At 68.7% G+C, this 17,870-nt stretch carries 15 protein-coding genes and 1 pseudogene; 3 read left to right on the forward strand and 13 right to left on the reverse strand.

Features of this window, described 5'->3' with window-relative positions:
- Positions 1–137: DUF4291 family protein (locus ACFWGJ_RS11645; RefSeq protein WP_387322815.1), on the reverse strand; the 137-nt coding region annotated here is incomplete at its 3' end.
- 202 nt (positions 138–339) lie between these two features.
- Positions 340–1,095 (reverse strand): hypothetical protein, encoded by a 756-nt coding sequence (locus ACFWGJ_RS11650; RefSeq protein WP_387322818.1) that lies wholly within the window; start codon positions 1,093–1,095, stop codon positions 340–342.
- On the opposite strand from ACFWGJ_RS11650, the pseudogene ACFWGJ_RS11655 reads away from it, so the two are divergent.
- Positions 1,032–1,251 (forward strand): annotated as a pseudogene (locus tag ACFWGJ_RS11655) (DUF4291 family protein); the annotation flags it as partial. The gene ACFWGJ_RS11650 and the pseudogene ACFWGJ_RS11655 sit on opposite strands and share 64 nt — an antisense overlap.
- Before the next feature lie 794 nt (positions 1,252–2,045).
- On the opposite strand, the gene ACFWGJ_RS11660 reads toward ACFWGJ_RS11655, so the two are convergent.
- The 4 genes from ACFWGJ_RS11660 to ACFWGJ_RS11675 all read right to left on the reverse strand — a co-directional run bounded on the left by ACFWGJ_RS11660 (position 2,046) and on the right by ACFWGJ_RS11675 (position 5,349).
- Positions 2,046–2,732 carry a DUF6082 family protein gene (locus ACFWGJ_RS11660; RefSeq protein ID WP_387322765.1) on the reverse strand — a complete coding sequence of 229 codons (687 nt, stop codon included), beginning with the start codon at positions 2,730–2,732 and terminating at the stop codon, positions 2,046–2,048.
- 403 nt (positions 2,733–3,135) lie between these two features.
- Entirely contained in the window at positions 3,136–3,648 is a 513-nt protein-coding gene (msrA, locus tag ACFWGJ_RS11665; RefSeq protein WP_381834155.1) for a peptide-methionine (S)-S-oxide reductase MsrA, read from the reverse strand.
- A gap of 163 nt (positions 3,649–3,811) precedes the next feature.
- Positions 3,812–4,363: a DUF3455 domain-containing protein gene (locus ACFWGJ_RS11670; protein ID WP_387322767.1), complete on the reverse strand. Its 552-nt coding sequence runs from the start codon at positions 4,361–4,363 to the stop codon at positions 3,812–3,814.
- A gap of 323 nt (positions 4,364–4,686) precedes the next feature.
- A complete protein-coding gene (locus tag ACFWGJ_RS11675) occupies positions 4,687–5,349 on the reverse strand; it encodes an NADPH-dependent F420 reductase (RefSeq protein ID WP_387322769.1) in 663 nt (220 codons plus the stop codon).
- A 158-nt stretch (positions 5,350–5,507) separates the two neighbouring features.
- Between ACFWGJ_RS11675 and ACFWGJ_RS11680 the strand changes: the two genes are divergently transcribed.
- Positions 5,508–5,945, forward strand: coding sequence for a winged helix-turn-helix transcriptional regulator (locus ACFWGJ_RS11680; protein ID WP_387322771.1), 438 nt, complete (start codon positions 5,508–5,510; stop codon positions 5,943–5,945).
- Positions 5,946–5,950: 5 nt separating this feature from the next.
- Here ACFWGJ_RS11680 and ACFWGJ_RS11685 read toward each other — a convergent pair whose 3' ends face one another.
- From ACFWGJ_RS11685 to ACFWGJ_RS11695, 3 genes are all read right to left on the reverse strand, one after another.
- Complete coding sequence (locus tag ACFWGJ_RS11685; protein WP_387322773.1) at positions 5,951–8,053, reverse strand: restriction endonuclease; 2,103 nt, start codon at positions 8,051–8,053, stop codon at positions 5,951–5,953.
- A gap of 67 nt (positions 8,054–8,120) precedes the next feature.
- Positions 8,121–8,510: a VOC family protein gene (locus tag ACFWGJ_RS11690; RefSeq protein WP_387322775.1), complete on the reverse strand. Its 390-nt coding sequence runs from the start codon at positions 8,508–8,510 to the stop codon at positions 8,121–8,123.
- Positions 8,511–8,812: 302 nt separating this feature from the next.
- Positions 8,813–9,853, reverse strand: coding sequence for an NAD(P)-dependent alcohol dehydrogenase (locus ACFWGJ_RS11695; protein WP_387322776.1), 1,041 nt, complete (start codon positions 9,851–9,853; stop codon positions 8,813–8,815).
- Positions 9,854–10,036: 183 nt separating this feature from the next.
- On the opposite strand from ACFWGJ_RS11695, the gene ACFWGJ_RS11700 reads away from it, so the two are divergent.
- A complete protein-coding gene (locus tag ACFWGJ_RS11700; RefSeq protein WP_387322778.1) occupies positions 10,037–10,966 on the forward strand; it encodes a helix-turn-helix transcriptional regulator in 930 nt (309 codons plus the stop codon).
- 227 nt (positions 10,967–11,193) lie between these two features.
- On the opposite strand, the gene ACFWGJ_RS11705 is transcribed toward ACFWGJ_RS11700, so the two are convergent.
- The 4 genes from ACFWGJ_RS11705 to ACFWGJ_RS11720 form a co-directional block, all read right to left on the reverse strand.
- The gene (locus ACFWGJ_RS11705) at positions 11,194–11,970 is read right to left on the reverse strand and encodes an antibiotic biosynthesis monooxygenase (protein WP_387322780.1); all 777 of its coding nucleotides are present in this window, start codon (positions 11,968–11,970) and stop codon (positions 11,194–11,196) included.
- An 87-nt stretch (positions 11,971–12,057) separates the two neighbouring features.
- The gene (locus tag ACFWGJ_RS11710; protein ID WP_387322782.1) at positions 12,058–15,381 is read right to left on the reverse strand and encodes a S8 family serine peptidase; all 3,324 of its coding nucleotides are present in this window, start codon (positions 15,379–15,381) and stop codon (positions 12,058–12,060) included.
- Between the two features lie 150 nt (positions 15,382–15,531).
- Positions 15,532–16,215, reverse strand: coding sequence for an ABC transporter ATP-binding protein (locus ACFWGJ_RS11715; RefSeq protein ID WP_387322784.1), 684 nt, complete (start codon positions 16,213–16,215; stop codon positions 15,532–15,534).
- A gap of 156 nt (positions 16,216–16,371) precedes the next feature.
- A complete protein-coding gene (locus ACFWGJ_RS11720; protein WP_387322786.1) occupies positions 16,372–17,856 on the reverse strand; it encodes an ABC transporter permease in 1,485 nt (494 codons plus the stop codon).
- Positions 17,857–17,870: the final 14 nt, after the last annotated feature.

A 17,870-nucleotide genomic window follows, 5' to 3' on the forward strand; every position in this document is an offset into this window, starting at 1 on the left:
ATCCTGTCCCGCCTCCACGCGGCGGGGAAACGCCCGTCTCGGACGGCTGGCAGGGCGATTTCCGGGGAGTACGCCTGGTAGACGGTGATCGTGGACGCCGTGTGGAGCGCACGGATTCTGCGGAGCGGTTCTTCCATGGCGCACAGCGTGGACTCGGCCGGCCCAGGTGACCACCGATTTTTTGTCCTGGGTGGAAGTGCCGCAGTGCCCAGACGATCGGCCTCCGCAGTGTCGATTGCAGGGCATGGAACCGTCTCGGAGCTGTGAACACCACTCAACAACGTCGAGCAGCGTTCCAGACCGCTGAGCGTCGGCCGGAGGCGGGAGTCACTGCGGTTCTCAGAGGCCGGCCGGGTTGCTCGAAAGCCAGTCTGTGTGTCGGTCACGCATACGGTCACGCTCTGCGGGCGTGGCAAGAATGACGTCTGCGCCGCCGTCATAGGGATGGTGGATACGTCGCAGTTCCGTGTCGGCGATGAAGACTTCGACGAGCGCTTCGTCCGCGACTGCTCGCAACAGCCCGTCGATACAGCCGCGACTCCACCGGCGCCGGTCGGCGTACAGACGCGTGTGGATGTGGAACTCCGCGTCTGGGTCATCCTGGTCCGACTCCGTCCACCAGCGGATGCTGTCCGGGTGCAATCTCGGTCGTGGCGTCGAGTAGCCCGGGGGCCCGGTCGGTGTGTCCGACCAGTCCATCGTCACCACGAACACATCAGCGTCCGCGAACAACTCGTCGAGGATCGTGTTGTACCGGCCCAGCACGATCGCGTACTCGTCCCCGGACTCCGGGTAGCGCTTCGAGCCGGGGAGGCTGTGGAAGCGAACCCAGCGATCCGCGTACCTGGTGCGAAACGTGTGAGCGACGGGAGGACCCGACGGATGCCGTTCCCTCCACAAAGCCGCCAGGAGATCAGGGTCGATGACAAAACTCCCCTGTGGCCGGAGCCACATCGGTAGGACAGGAGACGCGGCCCTGTCGTGGCCGTTGATGGTCCGGTCAAGATAATGCTGGTGGTAGCCCGCCCGCCGTGCAGAAGAGGGCAGACGTTCACTCCGATCACGGCGGACAGGTCTGTGAACGAGGCTTGACATGGATCAAGCCGTCGTTCCTGTGGATGATGTACCGCTGCGGTGGGGTGCCAAGGTGGGCAAGAGGTCGTTCCCGCTGCCGAGATCGAGCGGGACGGTTTCGAGTGGGCGCTGCGCCACTCCCGTCTGTCGGGCTATACCCGCGGGGTTCACCCGGACCTCGACTCCGCGACACGCCTGCCGCCCCAGGAACGTCCCTACCCCGTCGGAGACGAGCTTCAAGCCCGGCTAGGCGGGTGACGGAACGGCTCCTGGAGCACATGGCAGAAGAGGCTCGGGGGACGGAGGCAGGCTCAGCACCCCTTTCGCAACGAACTCAGGAGCTTTTGCACAACGGATATCGCCCCGTCGCCGGAGGCGGCGACAGAAGCAGCCGACGGACGGCCCGACCGGTGCGTGGCCGCTCAGAACGACGGTCCGGTCGCACGGTCTGCCGTCGCGCAACTATCCTCGACTGCCTTTCGGGACTCTGATGCAGCATGCATGACCCCGAACTTCGAAGCATGATCTAAAACGTCCACGAGGAAAACAGCAACTCGATCTCACTCTCACTATTCAGCATCGCTAAGTACACTTGTCGATACTCAAGTCAATAAGATCGTTTTGCATCACCTGGATTGAGGAGCGCATGAGACGGGAAGGTCGTTCCCTGCAAAGATAAAAGAGAGGCATAACCAACATGCAAATCGAAAGACGGCTGGACTCCACGATGGATTCATGCCTGTCAGACGCTAATTGCCCGGCAGTTTTCTCTACGACCACTGGCGACTTCGCATTTATCGGACGTACGGCATCCAGCGAGCTCCGAAAATCACTTCCTCCTGGTTCGCGAATCGGCGAGGGTGAGGAGCTCGTAGTAGTTCCCCGCGAAGTTATCGAAAGAACCGGGTGGGGAATGAACTGATAGAACCATAGCGCGGCCCGACCAGTCATACGTCGGACCGCGCTGTCATCTAAGGAAGTCTTTCCAGATAGGCTTGTTCTGCTACCGCATAGAACTTGGCCATACTGCCCGCAGGGATTATCGTTCGCTGCCGGTGACTGCTGGACCACTCCCAGAATTCTCGCATCAGCGCCGCGCTGAATATGTGCCTGAGGCTGACCGATATCTCCTCCTCAGTGAAACTCCCTCCCGTGTGGCACATGTAATGGTGCGAAATTATCAGGTTCGCGTACATGTACTGGCGCTTACGCTCCTGCGGCAGCGTCGGGTCGTGACTGGGCCACACCTCCATCAGAAGGGGGTCACGCAAAGCCAACTCCAGCAGCCTCTGATGCTGTGCCCGTAACGCGGCTTCCGCACTGCATCGCGCACTCTCACCCTGCTTGTGTGTTGCCTCGCGCTGCAGGGCCAATTCCGCTCGCTGCCCTTCCAGCACCTGACAATACATACGAGACTCTTCCCGATGAATACGCGATTCCTCGGCCTGCTGCTGAAACGTGCGAGCGATAAACACAAGCACGACCACAGAAGCAGTGGCAGCCGCAGCCCCGTATGCTTGACCGGCATTTCCGCTTTCGACTGACTGGAACCACGGGATCCGCACCAGGGCCACAGTTATTCCTACCGAGCCGACAATGGAAGCCACAAAAATCAGCGCTAAATTGAGGGAAACGCGACCAAGACCGATTCGGGCCATCACACCATGCTCCGTCTTGTAGGGCCTCACGCCCTAGCCAGCAGTAACCCAGGATTTCCCGCGAACGTCGACTCAAAAACCGCTTGGTGAACTGAATCGAGTGCAGAAGCGGCGCCGATACAAGCGGAATTTCACGCCGTCGCATGTCAGGCGCACAACATCAGGGTCGACGTCTCGCCGATGCGCCGGGCTAGGAAGCACCTCTTTCGTAGTGGCGCAGGTGCCTGCGGAGACGGACGAACACGGCTCTTGCCGGCAGAGTGACGGCCGGGCCGCAGGAGAGGGTCGACAACCGAGAGGACCAGGCTGAGCACCAGAAGAAGGGCCCGTCAACCACACGTGGTGTGGTCGGCGGGCCCTCTGGTGGTCAGACCGCCCGTGGCCGGCAGGGCTCCCCTAGCGGTCAGCCCTCCGTGCGGGCCGGTAGGCGCCAGCCCGGGCGGGGGAAGTGGCAGGTGTAGCCGTCCGGGTAACGCTGCAGGTAGTCCTGGTGCTCGGGCTCGGCCTCCCAGAAGGGGCCGACCGGCTCCACCTCGGTGACGACCTCGCCCGGCCACAGTCCGGAGGCGTTCACGTCCGCGATCGTGTCCTCGGCGATCCGCTTCTGCTCGTCGTCCACGTAGTAGATCGCCGAGCGGTAGCTGAGGCCGAGGTCGTTGCCCTGGCGGTTCTTGGTGCTCGGGTCGTGGATCTGGAAGAAGAACTCCAGGATCGTACGGAAATCGGTGCCCGCGGGGTCGAAGAGGATCTCGATGGCCTCCGCGTGCGTGCCGTGGTTGCGGTACGTCGCGTTCGGTACGTCGCCCCCGGTGTATCCGACCCGGGTCGCCGTCACGCCGGGGAGTCGGCGGATCAGGTCCTCCATCCCCCAGAAGCATCCGCCCGCCAGCACGGCCCTCTGTGTCTGCGCAGCCATTGCGGCCCCTCCAAATGTCAGTCAGCTCGGTCACTCGGGCCGCTCGGCTCGCTCACCACCTGCGTCCATGCCCACACCCCTCAACGCACGAGGGTTCCGGGCGATTCCATACCTGGTCGAACGGGGGCAGGGACCCCCGCTGCTGCAGGCCGTCACGAGGCCGTCACGCGGTGGGCTTCCAGAAGGTGTACGTGGCCGAGTACGGGACGCCGATCTGCTCGGTGCCGGTGCAGGCGGTGGCGGGGGCCACGCCGCCGTCGGTGGCGAGGCGCTGGATGTAGGAGACGTCGGCGAAGACGCCCGTGCCGCGGGTGGCGGTGGACTTGAGCAGCAGCTCGGGGATGGTGCCGGTCTTGGGCGAGGTGGCGACGGCGGCGGCGTTCACGGCGCTGCCGTCCACCGTGGACACCCAGACGGGTCCGCGGGAGTGGAGGGCGACCGGGCGGTGGTGCCGGTCGCTCTTCACCGACAGCGTGGCGGCGGGCTCCAGCAGCTTCCACGCACCGTCGGTGCAGGTGTACGTCTGGACGCCGGTGGCGGCGAAGACACCGGTGAGCCGGTTGCCGTCCGGGACCTTCAGCGCGTCGGGAACGTCGACGCCGACCCGTACGGGCTGCGAGTCCGCGGCCTGGTCGGCCGCGGCGCCGGAGAGGGTGCCGGCGGTCACGGCGGCGAGTGCCGCGGTGGTGAGGACAAGTCGCTTGGCGAGCTTCATCGGATGCGTCTCCAGGAATGCAGAAGTGATGTCTGTACGAGGTCACGAGGTCACAGGGTCACGGGCACGGGCGCGGGCGCGGGAGCCAGGGCAGTCGCGGGCGCGAACGCGGACACCGTTCCTCCGTGCGGAAACCGGCGTGCGGAAACCGTTGCCAGGACGACGGACCGGGATGACGACCCGAGCCGCCGGGCTGAGCACGCGGCACGTGACAGAGAGCAAGGAGTATCACCACCCCGTTCCCCCTTGGCGAGGGCCTCGGGGGCACACCGCCGGTCACGACCCGGCGGTCCCGGGGGACACCCCGTATGCCCGTCGCCGCCTCAAGGCACCTTGGGGATCGCGGAGTTGGGGTCGACGCCCGCGAACGCGAGGCCTATCACGAAGCCCGCGACCTCCTCCAGCTGGCGGACCCGCCCCAGCGTTCCCAGAGTCGCCGGGGCTCCGCCGACATCGCTCACCAGCTCGCCGACGACCCGCAGGGCCGCCGGGTCGTCGCCGCACATCGCCACGGTCGCCCGGGGCCGGCCGTCGGCGGCGGGGCCTGTCCACAGGCCGGCGGGGAAGAGGTGGAACGCCTTCACCACATGGGCGCCCGGTGCGAGCCCGGCGATCCGCATCGCCATGGACTCGCCGCGTTCGGTGAGCAGATCGCCGACGCCGTGCGCGACGGCGTTCGTGGGGTCGATCAGAGGCGTGCCCGCGAGTAGGCCGTCGGCCGCGCCCGCCAGTCCCAGCATGTCCCCGACGCCGTCCCACGACACGGCGAGGAGCACCGCGTCACGGTCCGTGACCGCCTCCCGCGGGGTGACGGCGAACGCCGCCTGCCCCGGACGCCCCCGGCTCCCCAGTCGCCCCAGCCGCTCGGCGAGCTTGTCCGCCTTGGCCTGCGAGCGTCCGCCGATCCACACTTCGTTCCCCGCCCGGATCCAGCCCTCCCCCAGGGCCGCCGCCAGTGTTCCCGTTCCCAGGATTCCGATACGCATCGTCGCCACCTCCACCTCTCGAACCGTCGTCGTCCGCTGCCGATCGGGTAGCCACGGTAGGGAGCACGTCGCGCACCGATCGGTGCGCGACCGATGCGCGATGATGGCGGAGCGGGCTGACGCGGAAGCGGGGGCGGGGCGGGGACGGGGAAGCGGACATGACCGATGACTACGCACACTGCTACGAACTGGTCGCCGACTGCCGGCTGCGGGCCGCCGCCGATCTGTTCGCGCACACCTGGGACCCCGTCGTCCTGGCGGCCCTGCGCACGGGACCGTGCCGGCGCCGTGATCTGCGGGCCGCGATCGGCGGCATCAGCGACAAGGTGCTGACCGAGACGGTGCGCCGCCTCCTCGCCAACGGCCTGGTGGACCGCCGGGCCCACGACGAGGCGCCGCCGCGCGTCGAGTACGCCCTGACCGCGTTGGGGCGGAGCCTGGTCGAGGGCCCGATGGCGGCGCTCGGCCGCTGGGTGACCGAGCACGGCGACGAGCTCGTCGAAGCACAGGAAACCCACGAGGCCCGGGAACGAGACCGGGACCGGGACCGGGACCGGGACCGGGACCGGGACCGGGACCGGGCCATAGCCCGATAGACCGGCTACTCCACCTCTATGCCATGGTCCTGGACGAGTTCCATCAGCCCCCCGGTGTAGCCCTTGCCGCCGAGGACGAAGTCCCAGTCGCCGCCCGCCCGTCGGCGGAAGGAGCCGAGCACCAGCGCGGTCTCGCGCGGTCGCCCGTCGGAGACCTCCAGCTGTCCCAGTTCGGACATCTCCGGGTCGAGCAGCCGGATACGGGCGTCGGTGAACCCGGAGAGGTCGGCGTCCGGGTTGACCTCGGGGTCGACCGCGGCCACGAGGACGAACCGGTCCGCCCGCGCCGGCAGCCCGTCGAAGGACACGCAGATCGCGGCCTTGTCGGACCCGGTGGCGGGCAGGGTGCGTACCGAACCGTCGGGCGTCCGCGGGTTGTTGAAGAAGACGAAGTGCTCGTCGCTGAGGACGCGGTTGCCTTCGCAGACGAGCGCGCAGACGTCCAGGGCGACGCTTCCGCTCCACGACATGCCGAGGACGTTGTAGTCGTCGGGCAGCCGGTCGCCGGTGTCCGGCGCCACCGCCCCCGCCGACCCCGCCGTCCCCGGCTCCCCCGCCGACCGCGTGGCGCCGCCGCCCGCCCGGCCGCCGTCCCCCAGCCGCCCCCGCAGCCCGTGCCGGTGCAGCAGGTCGACGAGCTGGGGGCCCGAGACGAGTTCCAGCGGTTTGCCGCCCGCGAAGGTGTGCGAGCCGGGGCCGAAGCCCGAAGTCGTCACCAGGACACCCTTGTTGGCCCCGGCGTCCTGCACGGTCCCGTACAGGTCGCGTACGGCGGTGGGCGGCACGGTGTTGCGGTACCGCTTGACCTGTACGACGATCTTGCCGCCCCGGATCGGTGCCGGGTCCAGCGCGTCGACGTCCACGCCGCCGTCGCCGGAGCGCTGGGTCGTCACCGCCTGCATCCCCATGGCCCGGAACAACTCGGCGACGAGGTTCTCGAAGGCGATCGGGTCCATGGCGTACAGGTCGGGTTCCTCTTCGCCGCCGTGGGCGACGACACGGTTGCCGACGTCCTGCGGCCGCCGCCCCGTACGTACCGGAGTGAGCTGGTCCGGCCGGGCCGAGAGCTGTCCTCGCAGCGCGTCGGACAGGCAGCTGCCCGCCTCCACCTGCGCGAGGTGCAGCTCGCGGAACGACGAGCGGGAGGCCATGACGGTCGCGAGGAAGATCTGGCCCGGCCGGCCCGTGGTCGGGTCGTGTCCGTCCACGAATCCGTTCAGGGTCACCGCTTCGAGTGCGCCCAGTTCGTCCGCGGCGAAGAGTTCGTGCAGGACGAGCAGCATGCACTGCGCGAGGACGTCCCGGTACAGGGCCCGCCGCTGGCTCACGGGCCGCGGGCTCTCCTTGTCCTGGTCGCTCTGGGCCACGTACCGGACGGACTTGACCTCGGGGACGATGCCGAAGCCGGGCAGTTCCCAGTCCAGCACCAGTTCGCGGGCCGCCGGGTCGTAGGCCGCCGCGACCTGGCGCGGCAGGTCCTGTGGCCATGCCGTGGAGGCGTAGAGAGCGGCGGAGAAGTACTCGATCACCGCGTCGGGGTCCAGCCGCCGGACGCCCTCGACCACGTCGGCGACGTCCGCGTTGTGACGGCGTACGTCGGCCAGCTGGGCGTCGGCCCACTGCTGGTACTGCCGCTGGTAGGCGGCCAGTTGCTGCTGCCGGTGCGCCTCGGCGGCCTGGGCGGCGTGCCAGTCGTGCTCGAAGCGCGCCCGGGCCTCGGCCTGCGCCTGGGCCCGGCGGTTCGCGGTCCAGCCGCTCTGCACCTGGTACTGGTTGGCATCCGGCATGCGTACCGGCTGGGCCAGCGGCCCCGGGGCGAAGGGCTCGACCTCCTCGCGCCGCAGGAGCGAGGACGCCCGGAAGGGAGGCGTCCGGCAGCCCGCGGCGAGCAGGCCCTGCAACGAGGCGACCTGCGCGTCCAGTTCGTCGGTACGGCGTTGCGCCTCGGCCTGCCGGTACTGGCGGTGGCTCTGGGCCGCTCGGCGCTGGTAGGCGAGCGTCTGCTGTTCCGCCCGCCTGCGCTGCCTGGCTTCGACTTCCAGCTGGCGCTGCTGCTGCCGTTGTACTTCAGCCCACACGCCGACGAAACCAGTAGAGCGACGAGACATGCGCTGCAGGCCCTCCCCAGGACAATGGCAGCCGAAAAGCACATAGTAGGCGTGCCGGCTGCCCCGCCTACCCCCGCGTCCCGCTTCCGTAGGGCCGGGTGAGGATCTCCAGGCTGTGGCCGTTCGGGTCCTCGAAGTACGTGCCGCGACCGCCGTCGTTCGTGTTGATCTCGCTGACGCGGTGGTGGTGCGGGTCCGCCCAGTAGGTGAGCCCGGCGTCCTGGACCCGGGCGAAGATCGTGTCGAAGTCGTCCTCCGAGACCAGGAACGCGTAGTGCTGGGGCGGGATGGACCCGACGGCGTCCATGTAGTCGAGGGTCACCCCGTTCGGGATCTTCACGGGGATGAAGGGGCCGTACGCGGGGCTCACCTCCAGGCCCAGGATGTCGGCGAGAAAGCGGGCGGACGTCTTCTTGTCGTGGGCTGCGACGATCGTGTGGTTCAGCTCGACGGTCATCGTGCGGACCTCCTCGGTTCGCCGGCTGCTCGGCACATTCCATGCTCCCGTACACCTCCACGCTAGGGCCTGTACGTGTACGCCAGTGCCCCCACCGGGATACCCGGTGGGGGCACAAGGGGCACGGGCCTTCAGGGGCGCGGGGAACTGCGCAGTCTTTTGCTTCTAGAGGCAAGGCGAACGGCGCGGCCTCTCGTCCTTCAGGGGCGCGGGGAACGGCGCAGTCTTTTGCTTTTAAGGGGCGCGGGGAACTGCGCGACCAGCCACAACGGACCCGCACACGACAACGCACCCCAGCGGAGCTAAATCGTGGCCGCGTCGATCACGAACCGGTACCGCACATCACTGGCAAGCACCCGCTCGTACGCCTCGTTGATCTCAGCCGCGGAGATCAGCTCGATCTCCGCCCCGAACCCGTGCTCAGCACAGAAGTCCAGCATCTCCTGCGTCTCCCGAATCCCCCCGATCCCCGACCCGGCAAGGGTCTTGCGCCCGCCGATCACGGAGAACAGGTTCAGGGAAACAGGCTCCTCGGGCGCGCCCACGTTCACGAACGCCCCGTCGGTCCGCAGCAGGGACAGGAACTTGTCCAGGTCCAGCGGAGCGGAGACGGTCGAGAGGATCAGGTCGAACGACCCCCGCAGTTCCTCGAAGGTCTGCGGGTCACTGGTCGCGTAGTAGTGGTCGGCGCCCAGCTTCAGCCCGTCGTCCTTCTTCCGGAGCGACTGCGAGAGCACGGTCACCTCCGCACCGAGTGCGTGCGCGATCTTGACGCCCATGTGCCCGAGGCCGCCCATGCCGAGGATCGCGACCTTCTTGCCGGGGCCGGCGTTCCAGTGCTTGAGCGGGGAGTACGTGGTGATGCCGGCGCACAGCAGCGGCGCGGCCTCGTCGAGGGCGATGCCCTCGGGGATACGGACGGTGAAGGCCTCGTCGACCACGATGTGGGTCGAGTAGCCGCCGTAGGTGTTCTCGCCGTTGCGGTCGACGGCGTTGTACGTGCCGGTGTTGCCCTTGACGCAGTACTGCTCAAGGCCCGCCTTGCAGTTCTCGCACTCGCGGCAGGAGTCGACCATGCAGCCGACGCCGACACGGTCGCCGACGGCGAACTTGGTGACACCGGAGCCGACCTCGGTGACGACGCCGGCGATCTCGTGGCCGGGGACCATCGGGAAGATGGCCTCGCCCCAGCCCTCGCGGGCCTGATGGATGTCGGAGTGACAGATACCGGCGAACTTGATCTCGATCAGGACGTCCTGCTCGCCGACCGGGCGACGCTCGATGGTGGTGCGCTCCAGCGGAGCCTTGGCGGCGGGGGCGGCGTATGCGGCGACAGTGGTCATGCGGAGGGTTCTCCTCAGGAGTGGATCCGTGCCCGGCCTGCCTTCCGGCCGGGTACGGCGTCCAGCCTGCTCCGTCTGCCTGCTTTCACCCAGACCACGGTGTTTCGTACGTTCGCCGGTCCTACTACTGGCGGGGGCAGGCTCGCAGGCGTACGACCGTGTAGCAGCGTGAATACTGGACGTATGGACGAACAGCCCTCTCAGGAGCCCACCGGCGAAACCGGCCAGGAACCGGGACGGCGGCTGGACCGGCGCGCCGAGCTCAGCGAGTTCCTGCGCACCCGCCGGGCCCGGCTGAAGCCGGAGGACGTGGGGCTGCCGGACTTCGGGCGGCACCGCCGGGTGCCGGGGCTGCGCCGCGAGGAGCTGGCGCAGCTGGCCGGGGTGTCCGTGGCGTACTACACCCGCCTTGAGCAGGGCAACGGGCGGAACGTGTCGGCGGAGGTGCTCGACTCGATCGCGCGCGCCCTGCGGCTGAGCGGCGCCGAGCACGCGCATCTGACGCATCTCGCGAAGCCCAAGCAGCACAAGAAGAAGGTGTCGGCCCGGCCGCAGCAGGTGCGGGTGCCGCTGCGGCAGCTGATCGACACCTTCGACAGTGTGCCCGCGTATGTGGTGGGGCGGCGTTCGGACATCCTCGTGTGGAACCGGATGTCCGCGGCGGTCTTCGGGGACTGGGCGCAGCTGCCGGCGCAGGAGCGGAACTGGGCGCGGATGGTGTTCCTGCGGCCCGAGTACCGCGAGCTGTTCGTGGAGTGGGAGCAGAAGGCGTCCGACATGGTGAGTTTTCTGCGGATGGACGCGGGGTGTCATCCGGACGATCCGCGGTTGTCGGCGCTGGTCGGGGAGCTGTCGGTGAAGAGTGAGGAGTTCCGGCGGTTGTGGGCGGCGCATGACGTCAAGGAGAAGAGTCATGGGGTGAAGCGGCTGCATCATCCTCTGGTGGGTGAGCTGACGCTGTCCTTCGAGACGTTCAAGCTCGTCGACGACGAGGAGTTGTCGATGGTGACGTATCACGCGGAGCCGGGGTCTGCCTCTGCCGAGGCGCTCCGCTTGCTGGCGAGCTGGGGCACGGACGCGGTCCGGGCGGGCGCGTCGGCGCCGGGGCAGTAGCTTTTTTCCTCGCCCCCGCCGCCCCTACCCGTCCCGTCACCACCTCAGGGGCTCCGCCCCCGAACCCCCACTCCTCAATCGCCGGAGAGGCTAAAAAAGCCCCCGCCCCAAAGGGGCGCGGGGAACTGCGCGGCCCACCCCCACCGGCCCGCACTTTCTAGGGGCGCGGGGAACTGCGCAATCCTTTGGGCTCGCCCCCACCGGACCCGCAGCCGAAATCGCCCACCTCAAGCCCCGGCACGGTACGGCGGGGCCGCACCCCACGTCCATTGGGGAACCGGCTGCTCGGCCGGCGGCGCCGCGTCCGGGCCCGAGAAATACACAGCCAACCGCGTCCCCCACTCCGCGTAAGCGAGAAACGCGGACCGGAACTCCGCATCGGACGGCAGCCCCGCCTCGTCCGCCGCGTCCTGCAGCAGGTTCACCCACCGCCGCCGCTGCACCTCGGTGATCCCCTTCCCGAGGTGCTTGGCGACCATGTGCCCGTGCCCTCCTTGCGTCTCGGAGTAGACCGGCGGCCCTCCGAAGACCTCCCCGAACCAGGACGCCACATGCGCCGCGTGCTCGGCGGCGAGCCCTTCGAAGACGGGGGCCAGGACGTCGTCCTTGAGGACCTTGTCGTAGAACACCTCGGTCAGGCGGCCGAAGGCCTCGGCGCCCCCGGCCCAGGCGTACAGCGTGGGCACGGCCGCCCCCGTCCCCCGTACCGCCGTCGGCTTGTAGTGGCGTGTCTCCTCCACGAACCGGGTGAAGGGGCCGATCTCGGCGACGAAGTCGGTGAACAGCTCGGACTCACGGAATCCCTCGACGTGGTCCTCGGTCGACGTCCAGGTGATGCGGAGCACGTAGTGCTGGAAGTCGTCCTCGCAGCGGGCCAGCTCGTAGTCGACGCACTGCGGGGCGGCCGCGAGGTGCGAGGCGGCCCGGGAGTACGCGGCGAGGAACAGCGCCGACTGCTCCTCGGGGATGAGGTAGCGGATGTATTCAACGGTGTGCGCGGTCATACCTCCCGCATACCCGAACGGCCCGCCGGCAGCTCTGCTTCCGGCGGGCCGTTCTTACGCGTCAGCGGTCAGTGGGCGACCCTTGGGTCACTTCCCGTAGTACGCGTTGTAGATCGAGATCGTCGACTTGTTGCCCTTCTTGTCGGCGATCTTGGCGTGGAACGAGATCCCCTTGCCCTTGGCCGGGTTGGTGATCGCGATCTTGCCGTTCTTGACGGTGACCTTCTTCCAGGTCTGGCCGTAGTCGTACGACACGTACACGGCCAGGGACTTCAGGTTCGAGCCGGCCGCCGAGCCCTGGACGGTCACCGGGACGGAGACCTTCTTGTCCGCCGGGGCCCTGCTGTCCAGGCCGACGGCCGCGTCGAAGCGGATCGAGGACGCGGGCAGCTTGGCCAGGTCGGCCTTCTTGGAGCGGAAGGTCCAGCTGGCGTCGACGCGGGTGGAGGCCGCGGCGACCTTGACGGTCCGCTTGACGGAGGTCGTCAGCTTGTACGCGGCGTCACCGGCCGGGACCTTGAAGATGCCGTCCCCGACCAGCGGGTCGCTGTTCGAGCCGACCTTGGCGCCGTTGCGGTAGAGGGTCGTGGTGACCGACGAGTAGAGCGAGGAACCGGAGTGGGTCTTGCCGTCGGCGAACAGCGGCAGGTAGCCGTAGATGCCGTTGTCCTCGCGGTAGAGGCCGAAGGAGGAGCTCAGGCGCGGGCCGAAGACCGCGGTGTTGAAGGTCTTCTCGTAGCTCGTGCCGGCCTTCCACGTCTGCGGGGTGCCGAGCGTGTAGTAGGCCTCGACGATGGGCCAGCCCCATTCGTCGACTCCGCCGTGCTGCTCGAATTCGAGGTTCCACTTGACCCCGCCCGCGGTGGACACGTGCACCGTCCGCGTGCCGGGCAGTGTCTGCTGGATACCGATCGCGGAGGAGCCGGAGCTGCCGGGCAGCGAGCCCCAGGCGGTGAGCGCGCCCTTCTTGCCGCTCGCCGAGGCGCCCAGGCCGGTCTTCACCGTGGCCAGCTCGCTCGCCTTGTAGTGCTTGGTGTAGCCGGTGGCGAGCTGCTTGACCTTGGCTCCGGCGGTGGTGTCGTACTCCTCGGCGGGCTTGGCCCAGTGGCCGTCCCACTGCTGGTACAGCGAGCCGTCCGTGATCTGCGGACCGGCGTGCGCGGCACGGAAGTTGGCGTACGTGTCGAGCCACCAGCCGAACGAGTAGCTGCTGTTGCCGACGTCCACCGTGTAGTCGGCGGAGGCGAACTCCGAGGTGGCCGCCGCGTCGGGCACGGTGATGTCCACCGGCTTGGCGGTCCGCGCGTCCACCGTGATCGTGGCGTTCTTGGTGACGCTCAGCTTCGGCTGGGCCACCCAGTCGGCGCCCTTGGCGAAGTCCTCGGGGTCGACGAAGAACGCCGAGTCGAGGATGTAACCGCCCTTCGGGACGCGGACCTTGACGGTGCCGGACGCGTCGTAGGGCGAGTACCACTTCTCCTTGGAGAGCCCGGAGACCCCGGAGAGGTTGGCGTTGTAGTACTTGGCCGCGTTGCCGTCACGGTCGATGAACTTGAGCGTGAGGTCGTACGACTCCACCTCGCGCTGCACCGCCGCCGCCGTGCGTACGCTCTGGCCGCCGCCGGTTGCCGTCACGTACGCGGAGTAGGCGCCGTCGAGCGTGCCGCCCAGCTTGGTGTTGACCGTGAGGTCGGCGGAGGCCGTGCCGCCCGCCGGGACGGTCAGCGTCTTGGCGCCGAGCGTGAAGAAACCGGCCGGAGCGGCCTGCCCCTTCGGGTCGGTGGCCGCCACCGCGAGGCTCAGCGTGACGTCGCTCTTCCCGAGGTTGCGGTACGTGACCTTCTCGGTGACCGGGGTGTCGTCGGTGTGCGGCCACTGCTGGACGCCGAAGCTCACCGACGAGGGGCTGGCGACCACCGTCTGCTTGATGGCCTTGTCGACCTGGATGCGGCCCGAACCCTGCTGGAACGGGGTGTACGCGCCGCCCTTCGCGGAGCCGGTCAGCGCGCCCTTGAGCTCGGCGTACGTCCAGTCGGGGTGCTGCTGCTTGAGGATCGCCGCGGCGCCCGCGACATGCGGGGTGGCCATCGACGTACCCGAGATGGTCACGTAGCCGGCCGGCTTCTCGCCGACCTCCTTGGCGATGACGCTGCCCGGGGCCGAGGCGGCCGTGATGTCCACACCGGGCGCGGTCACGTCGGGCTTGATCTGCCCGTCGAGGCCGGGGCCCCGGCTGGAGAACGAGGCCAGCTTGTCCTTGTCGTCGACGGCACCCACGGTGAGCGCGGCCTCCGCGCTGCCCGGGGAGCCGATCGTCTGCTCGCCGAAGTCGCCGTCGTTGCCGGCGGCGATGGCGAAGAGGATGCCCTTCTCCTTGGACAGCTTGTTGACCTGCGCTTCGAGCGGGTCGATGTCGGCGGTGTCCCCGCCGCCCAGGCTGAGGTTCACGACGTCGGCGCCCTGTTCGGCCGCCCAGTCCATCCCGGCGAGGATGCCGGAGTCGTCGCCGTAACCGCTGTCGTCGAGCACCTTGCCGTTGAGCAGCTTGGCACCGGGCGCGACGCCCTTGTACTTGCCGGCGGACTTGGCGCCCGTACCGGCCACGATGGACGCGACATGCGTGCCGTGACCGTACTTGTCGCTCGCGTCCGGGGCGGCGGAGAAGTTCTTCTCCGCGACGACCTGATTCTTCAGGTCGTCGTGGGTCGCGTCGACACCCGTGTCCAGGACCGCTACCTTGATGCCCTTGCCGTCGAAGCCGGCCGCCCACGCCTTGTCGGCGCCGATCTGCGGAACCGACTTGTCGAGGCTGGCCTTGCGGACCCCGTCGAGCCACACGTGGGCGATGCCGGAGGCGGTGCGCGCGCCGCCGGAGCGGGTGTCGGTGACCGCGGCCCACAGGTCGGGCGCGTCGCCCTTGGGCGTCAGCACCGCGTCCGCGTTCAGCGACTTCAGGGTCCGGCGGACCTCGGTGTCACCGGCCTCGCGGACGTCCGCCTTCGCCGCCGCGGCCGTGCCGCTGTAGCCGACGATCAGCTTGAGGCCCTGCTTCTGCGCCTTGCGGTTGGCCGCGGAGCTCAGCTCGGTGACGTCGAAGAGCCGCTGGTCGAGCTTGCCGCCGGCTATCAGCCGTGACGCGTCGGCCGGCACGACGAGGGTGTGCCCGTCGGCCTTGCGTATCTGTACGGGTATCCCCTCGCGGCCCTTGGCCCGCTCAAGGCCGAGGACACGGCCCTTGGCGTCGACGACGACACGGTCGCCGGTGATCAGGGTGACGCGGTGCTTCGGCGTGGTCTGTACGGCCCGGTCGGCGGCCGAAGGCCCGGCCTCCGCCGACGCCGGGCTGGTCATGCCCGCCGCCAGGGCCACGGCAGCCGCCGCGGCGATCGTGGCCGTGCACGCTCTTTTCACTTGTCTGCGCAAGTCTCCCCCTGGAGATCAGGTCCGGGATGAACCCCCGTTCATCCGGCCGGGGGACATCCCGTACGCATGCTCGCGCGTAACCCCCCGGAATACTCAGTATGCCGGGGGGTGAACTGGTGCTCAATAGCGAGACGAGGGTCAGGAGTTCGCGTTTTCCCTGACGGTGATCTTTCCCTTCCGGATCGTGGCGACCCTGGGGGCCTTTTTCGCGAGTGCGGAATCGTGCGTCACCATGATGAAAGTGAGCCCGTGCTCCTTCCACATGGTGTCGAGTACGTCCATGATCTCGTCGCGCATCGACTCGTCGAGGTTGCCGGTCGGTTCGTCGGCGAGCAGCACCTTCGGCTGCTTGACCAGGGCACGGGCGATGGCCACGCGCTGCTGCTGGCCGCCGGACAGCTCGGCGGGCAGATGCCCGGCCCGCTCGGCGAGCCCGACGGACTCCAGTGCGGCGGCGGCCCTTTCCCGCCGTTCCTTCACCTTCACCTTCAGCGGTACGAGGGCGGTCTCCACGTTCTCCTGGGCGGTAAGGGTGGGAATGAGATTGAAGCTCTGGAATACGAATCCGATGTTCTCGCTGCGGACGCCGGTCAGTTTGGTCTCGGACAATCTGGCGAGATCTGTTCCGTCGAGCTCGATGCTTCCGGAGGTGGGGCGGTCGAGGCCGCCGAGCATCTGGAGGAGGGTGGATTTGCCGCCGCCGGTGGGGCCCTGGATGACCAGGCGGTCGCCGTCCGGGATGGTCAGTTCGACGCCGGCGAGGGCGTGGACGGTCTCTTTCCCGCGGCGGTATTGCTTGGTTATACCTTTTAGTTCGTACATTGTGTCACTCCTGGACCGTGATGAAAGTGCGGGCCGTCCGTGGCTGGTCGCGCAGTTCCCCGCGCCCCTGGAGGGGCGGGGTGGTGGCCGCCGTGTCGGAAGTGCGGGTGGTACGTGGCTGAGCGCGCCGTTCCCCGCGCCCCTAGAGGAGCGGGGCTACTCGACCCGGCGCAACGCGTCCGCCGGGCGGAGGCGGGAGGCGCGCCAGCCGCCGAACGCGCCCGCGATGAGGCCGCCCGCCACCGCGAGGCCCACCGCGATGGCGATCGTATTGAGGGCGACGGGTGCCGTGAGGGTCACGTCGAGGGCCTTGGAGGCCGCCTGGCGGGCCGGGCCGCCCATGCCGCCGCCACCGGGGCCTCCCCCGCCGCCGGGGCCGCCCATGCCCCCGCCCGTGGAGGCGAGTTCGGCCTGGAGCGTCGGGCTGATCGCGGTGACGGCGTACGCGCCGGCGAGGCCGAGCGCGATCCCGAGGACACCGCCGACGAGCCCGTTGACGACGGCCTCCCCGACGACCTGCCGGGTGACGCGGCCGGACTTCCAGCCGAGCGCCTTCAGCGTGCCGAACTCCCGTACACGCCGGGACACGGCCGACGAGGTGAGCAGTCCCGCGACCAGGAACGCGGCCACGAGCACCGCGATCGACAGCCACTTGCCGACGTTCGAGGCGAGGTCGGACGCGGTCGACAGGGACCCGGACACCGTGTCCGCGAGGTCGGCGGAGGTCGTCACCGTCGTACCGTCGATGTTCTTCTGGATGGTCGACTTGACGCTGTCGATCTGCTGCGAGTCCGACGCCTTGACGTAGATCGTGGTGACCTTGTTCTTGGAGTCGCTGAGCGTCTGCGCCTGCTTGAGCGGGATGTACAGGTTGGCCGCCGCGTCCCCGCTGTCGGGGGTCGCGATGCCGATGACCTTGTACTTGACGCTCTTGACGGTGACGGTGTCGCCGAGGGCGAGCTTCTTCTCCTTGGCGTAGGACTTGTCGGCGACGACGACCTTCGCGTCGGTCTCCGAGGTCTTGAACGTACGGCCGCTGGTGATCTTCGAGGAGGTCAGCGGGCCGAGGTCCGGCTTGGTGACGTCCGTGCCGTACACCGAGTAGTTGTTGACGTCGAAGTCGGCGCCGCCACCCTCGACGCGGCCCTGCGGGGACTGCTGGGCACCGGGGCCGCCGCCCTGCCCGTTGCCACCGCCGCCGCCCTGCTGCTGGTCCTGCCGGAACTCGCCCCGCTGGAACTGGCCGCTGACCTTGATGACCTGGAGGCTGAGCCCGCCGACGGCGTCCGAGACGCCCTTTTGCGTATCGACCTTGGAGACCGTGCCGGCCGCCAGGGTCTGGAAGCCCTGCACCATGACGCGGTCGCTGCTCTGCTCCTCGTCGGAGTCACCGTCCCGGGCGTCGAACTGGAAGCGCGGGCGCTCGCCCGTGCTCGACTGGGCCTGGGCCGCCTTGGTGACCGTCATGTCCGTGCCCAGCCCGTACAGCGACTGGAGGACCTTGCCCTGCGCCTTCTCCATGCCGGACGACACGGAGCTGACCACGATGACCAGGGCGATGCCCAGGGCGAGTCCGGAGGCGACGACGAGCGCCGCCTTTCTGCGGCGGCGCAGTTCGCGCCTCAGATAGGTGAAGAACATGGCCGCAAGCTAGG

The organism is Streptomyces sp. NPDC060205, from assembly GCF_042728395.1.
Taxonomy (GTDB): Bacteria; Actinomycetota; Actinomycetes; order Streptomycetales; family Streptomycetaceae; genus Streptomyces.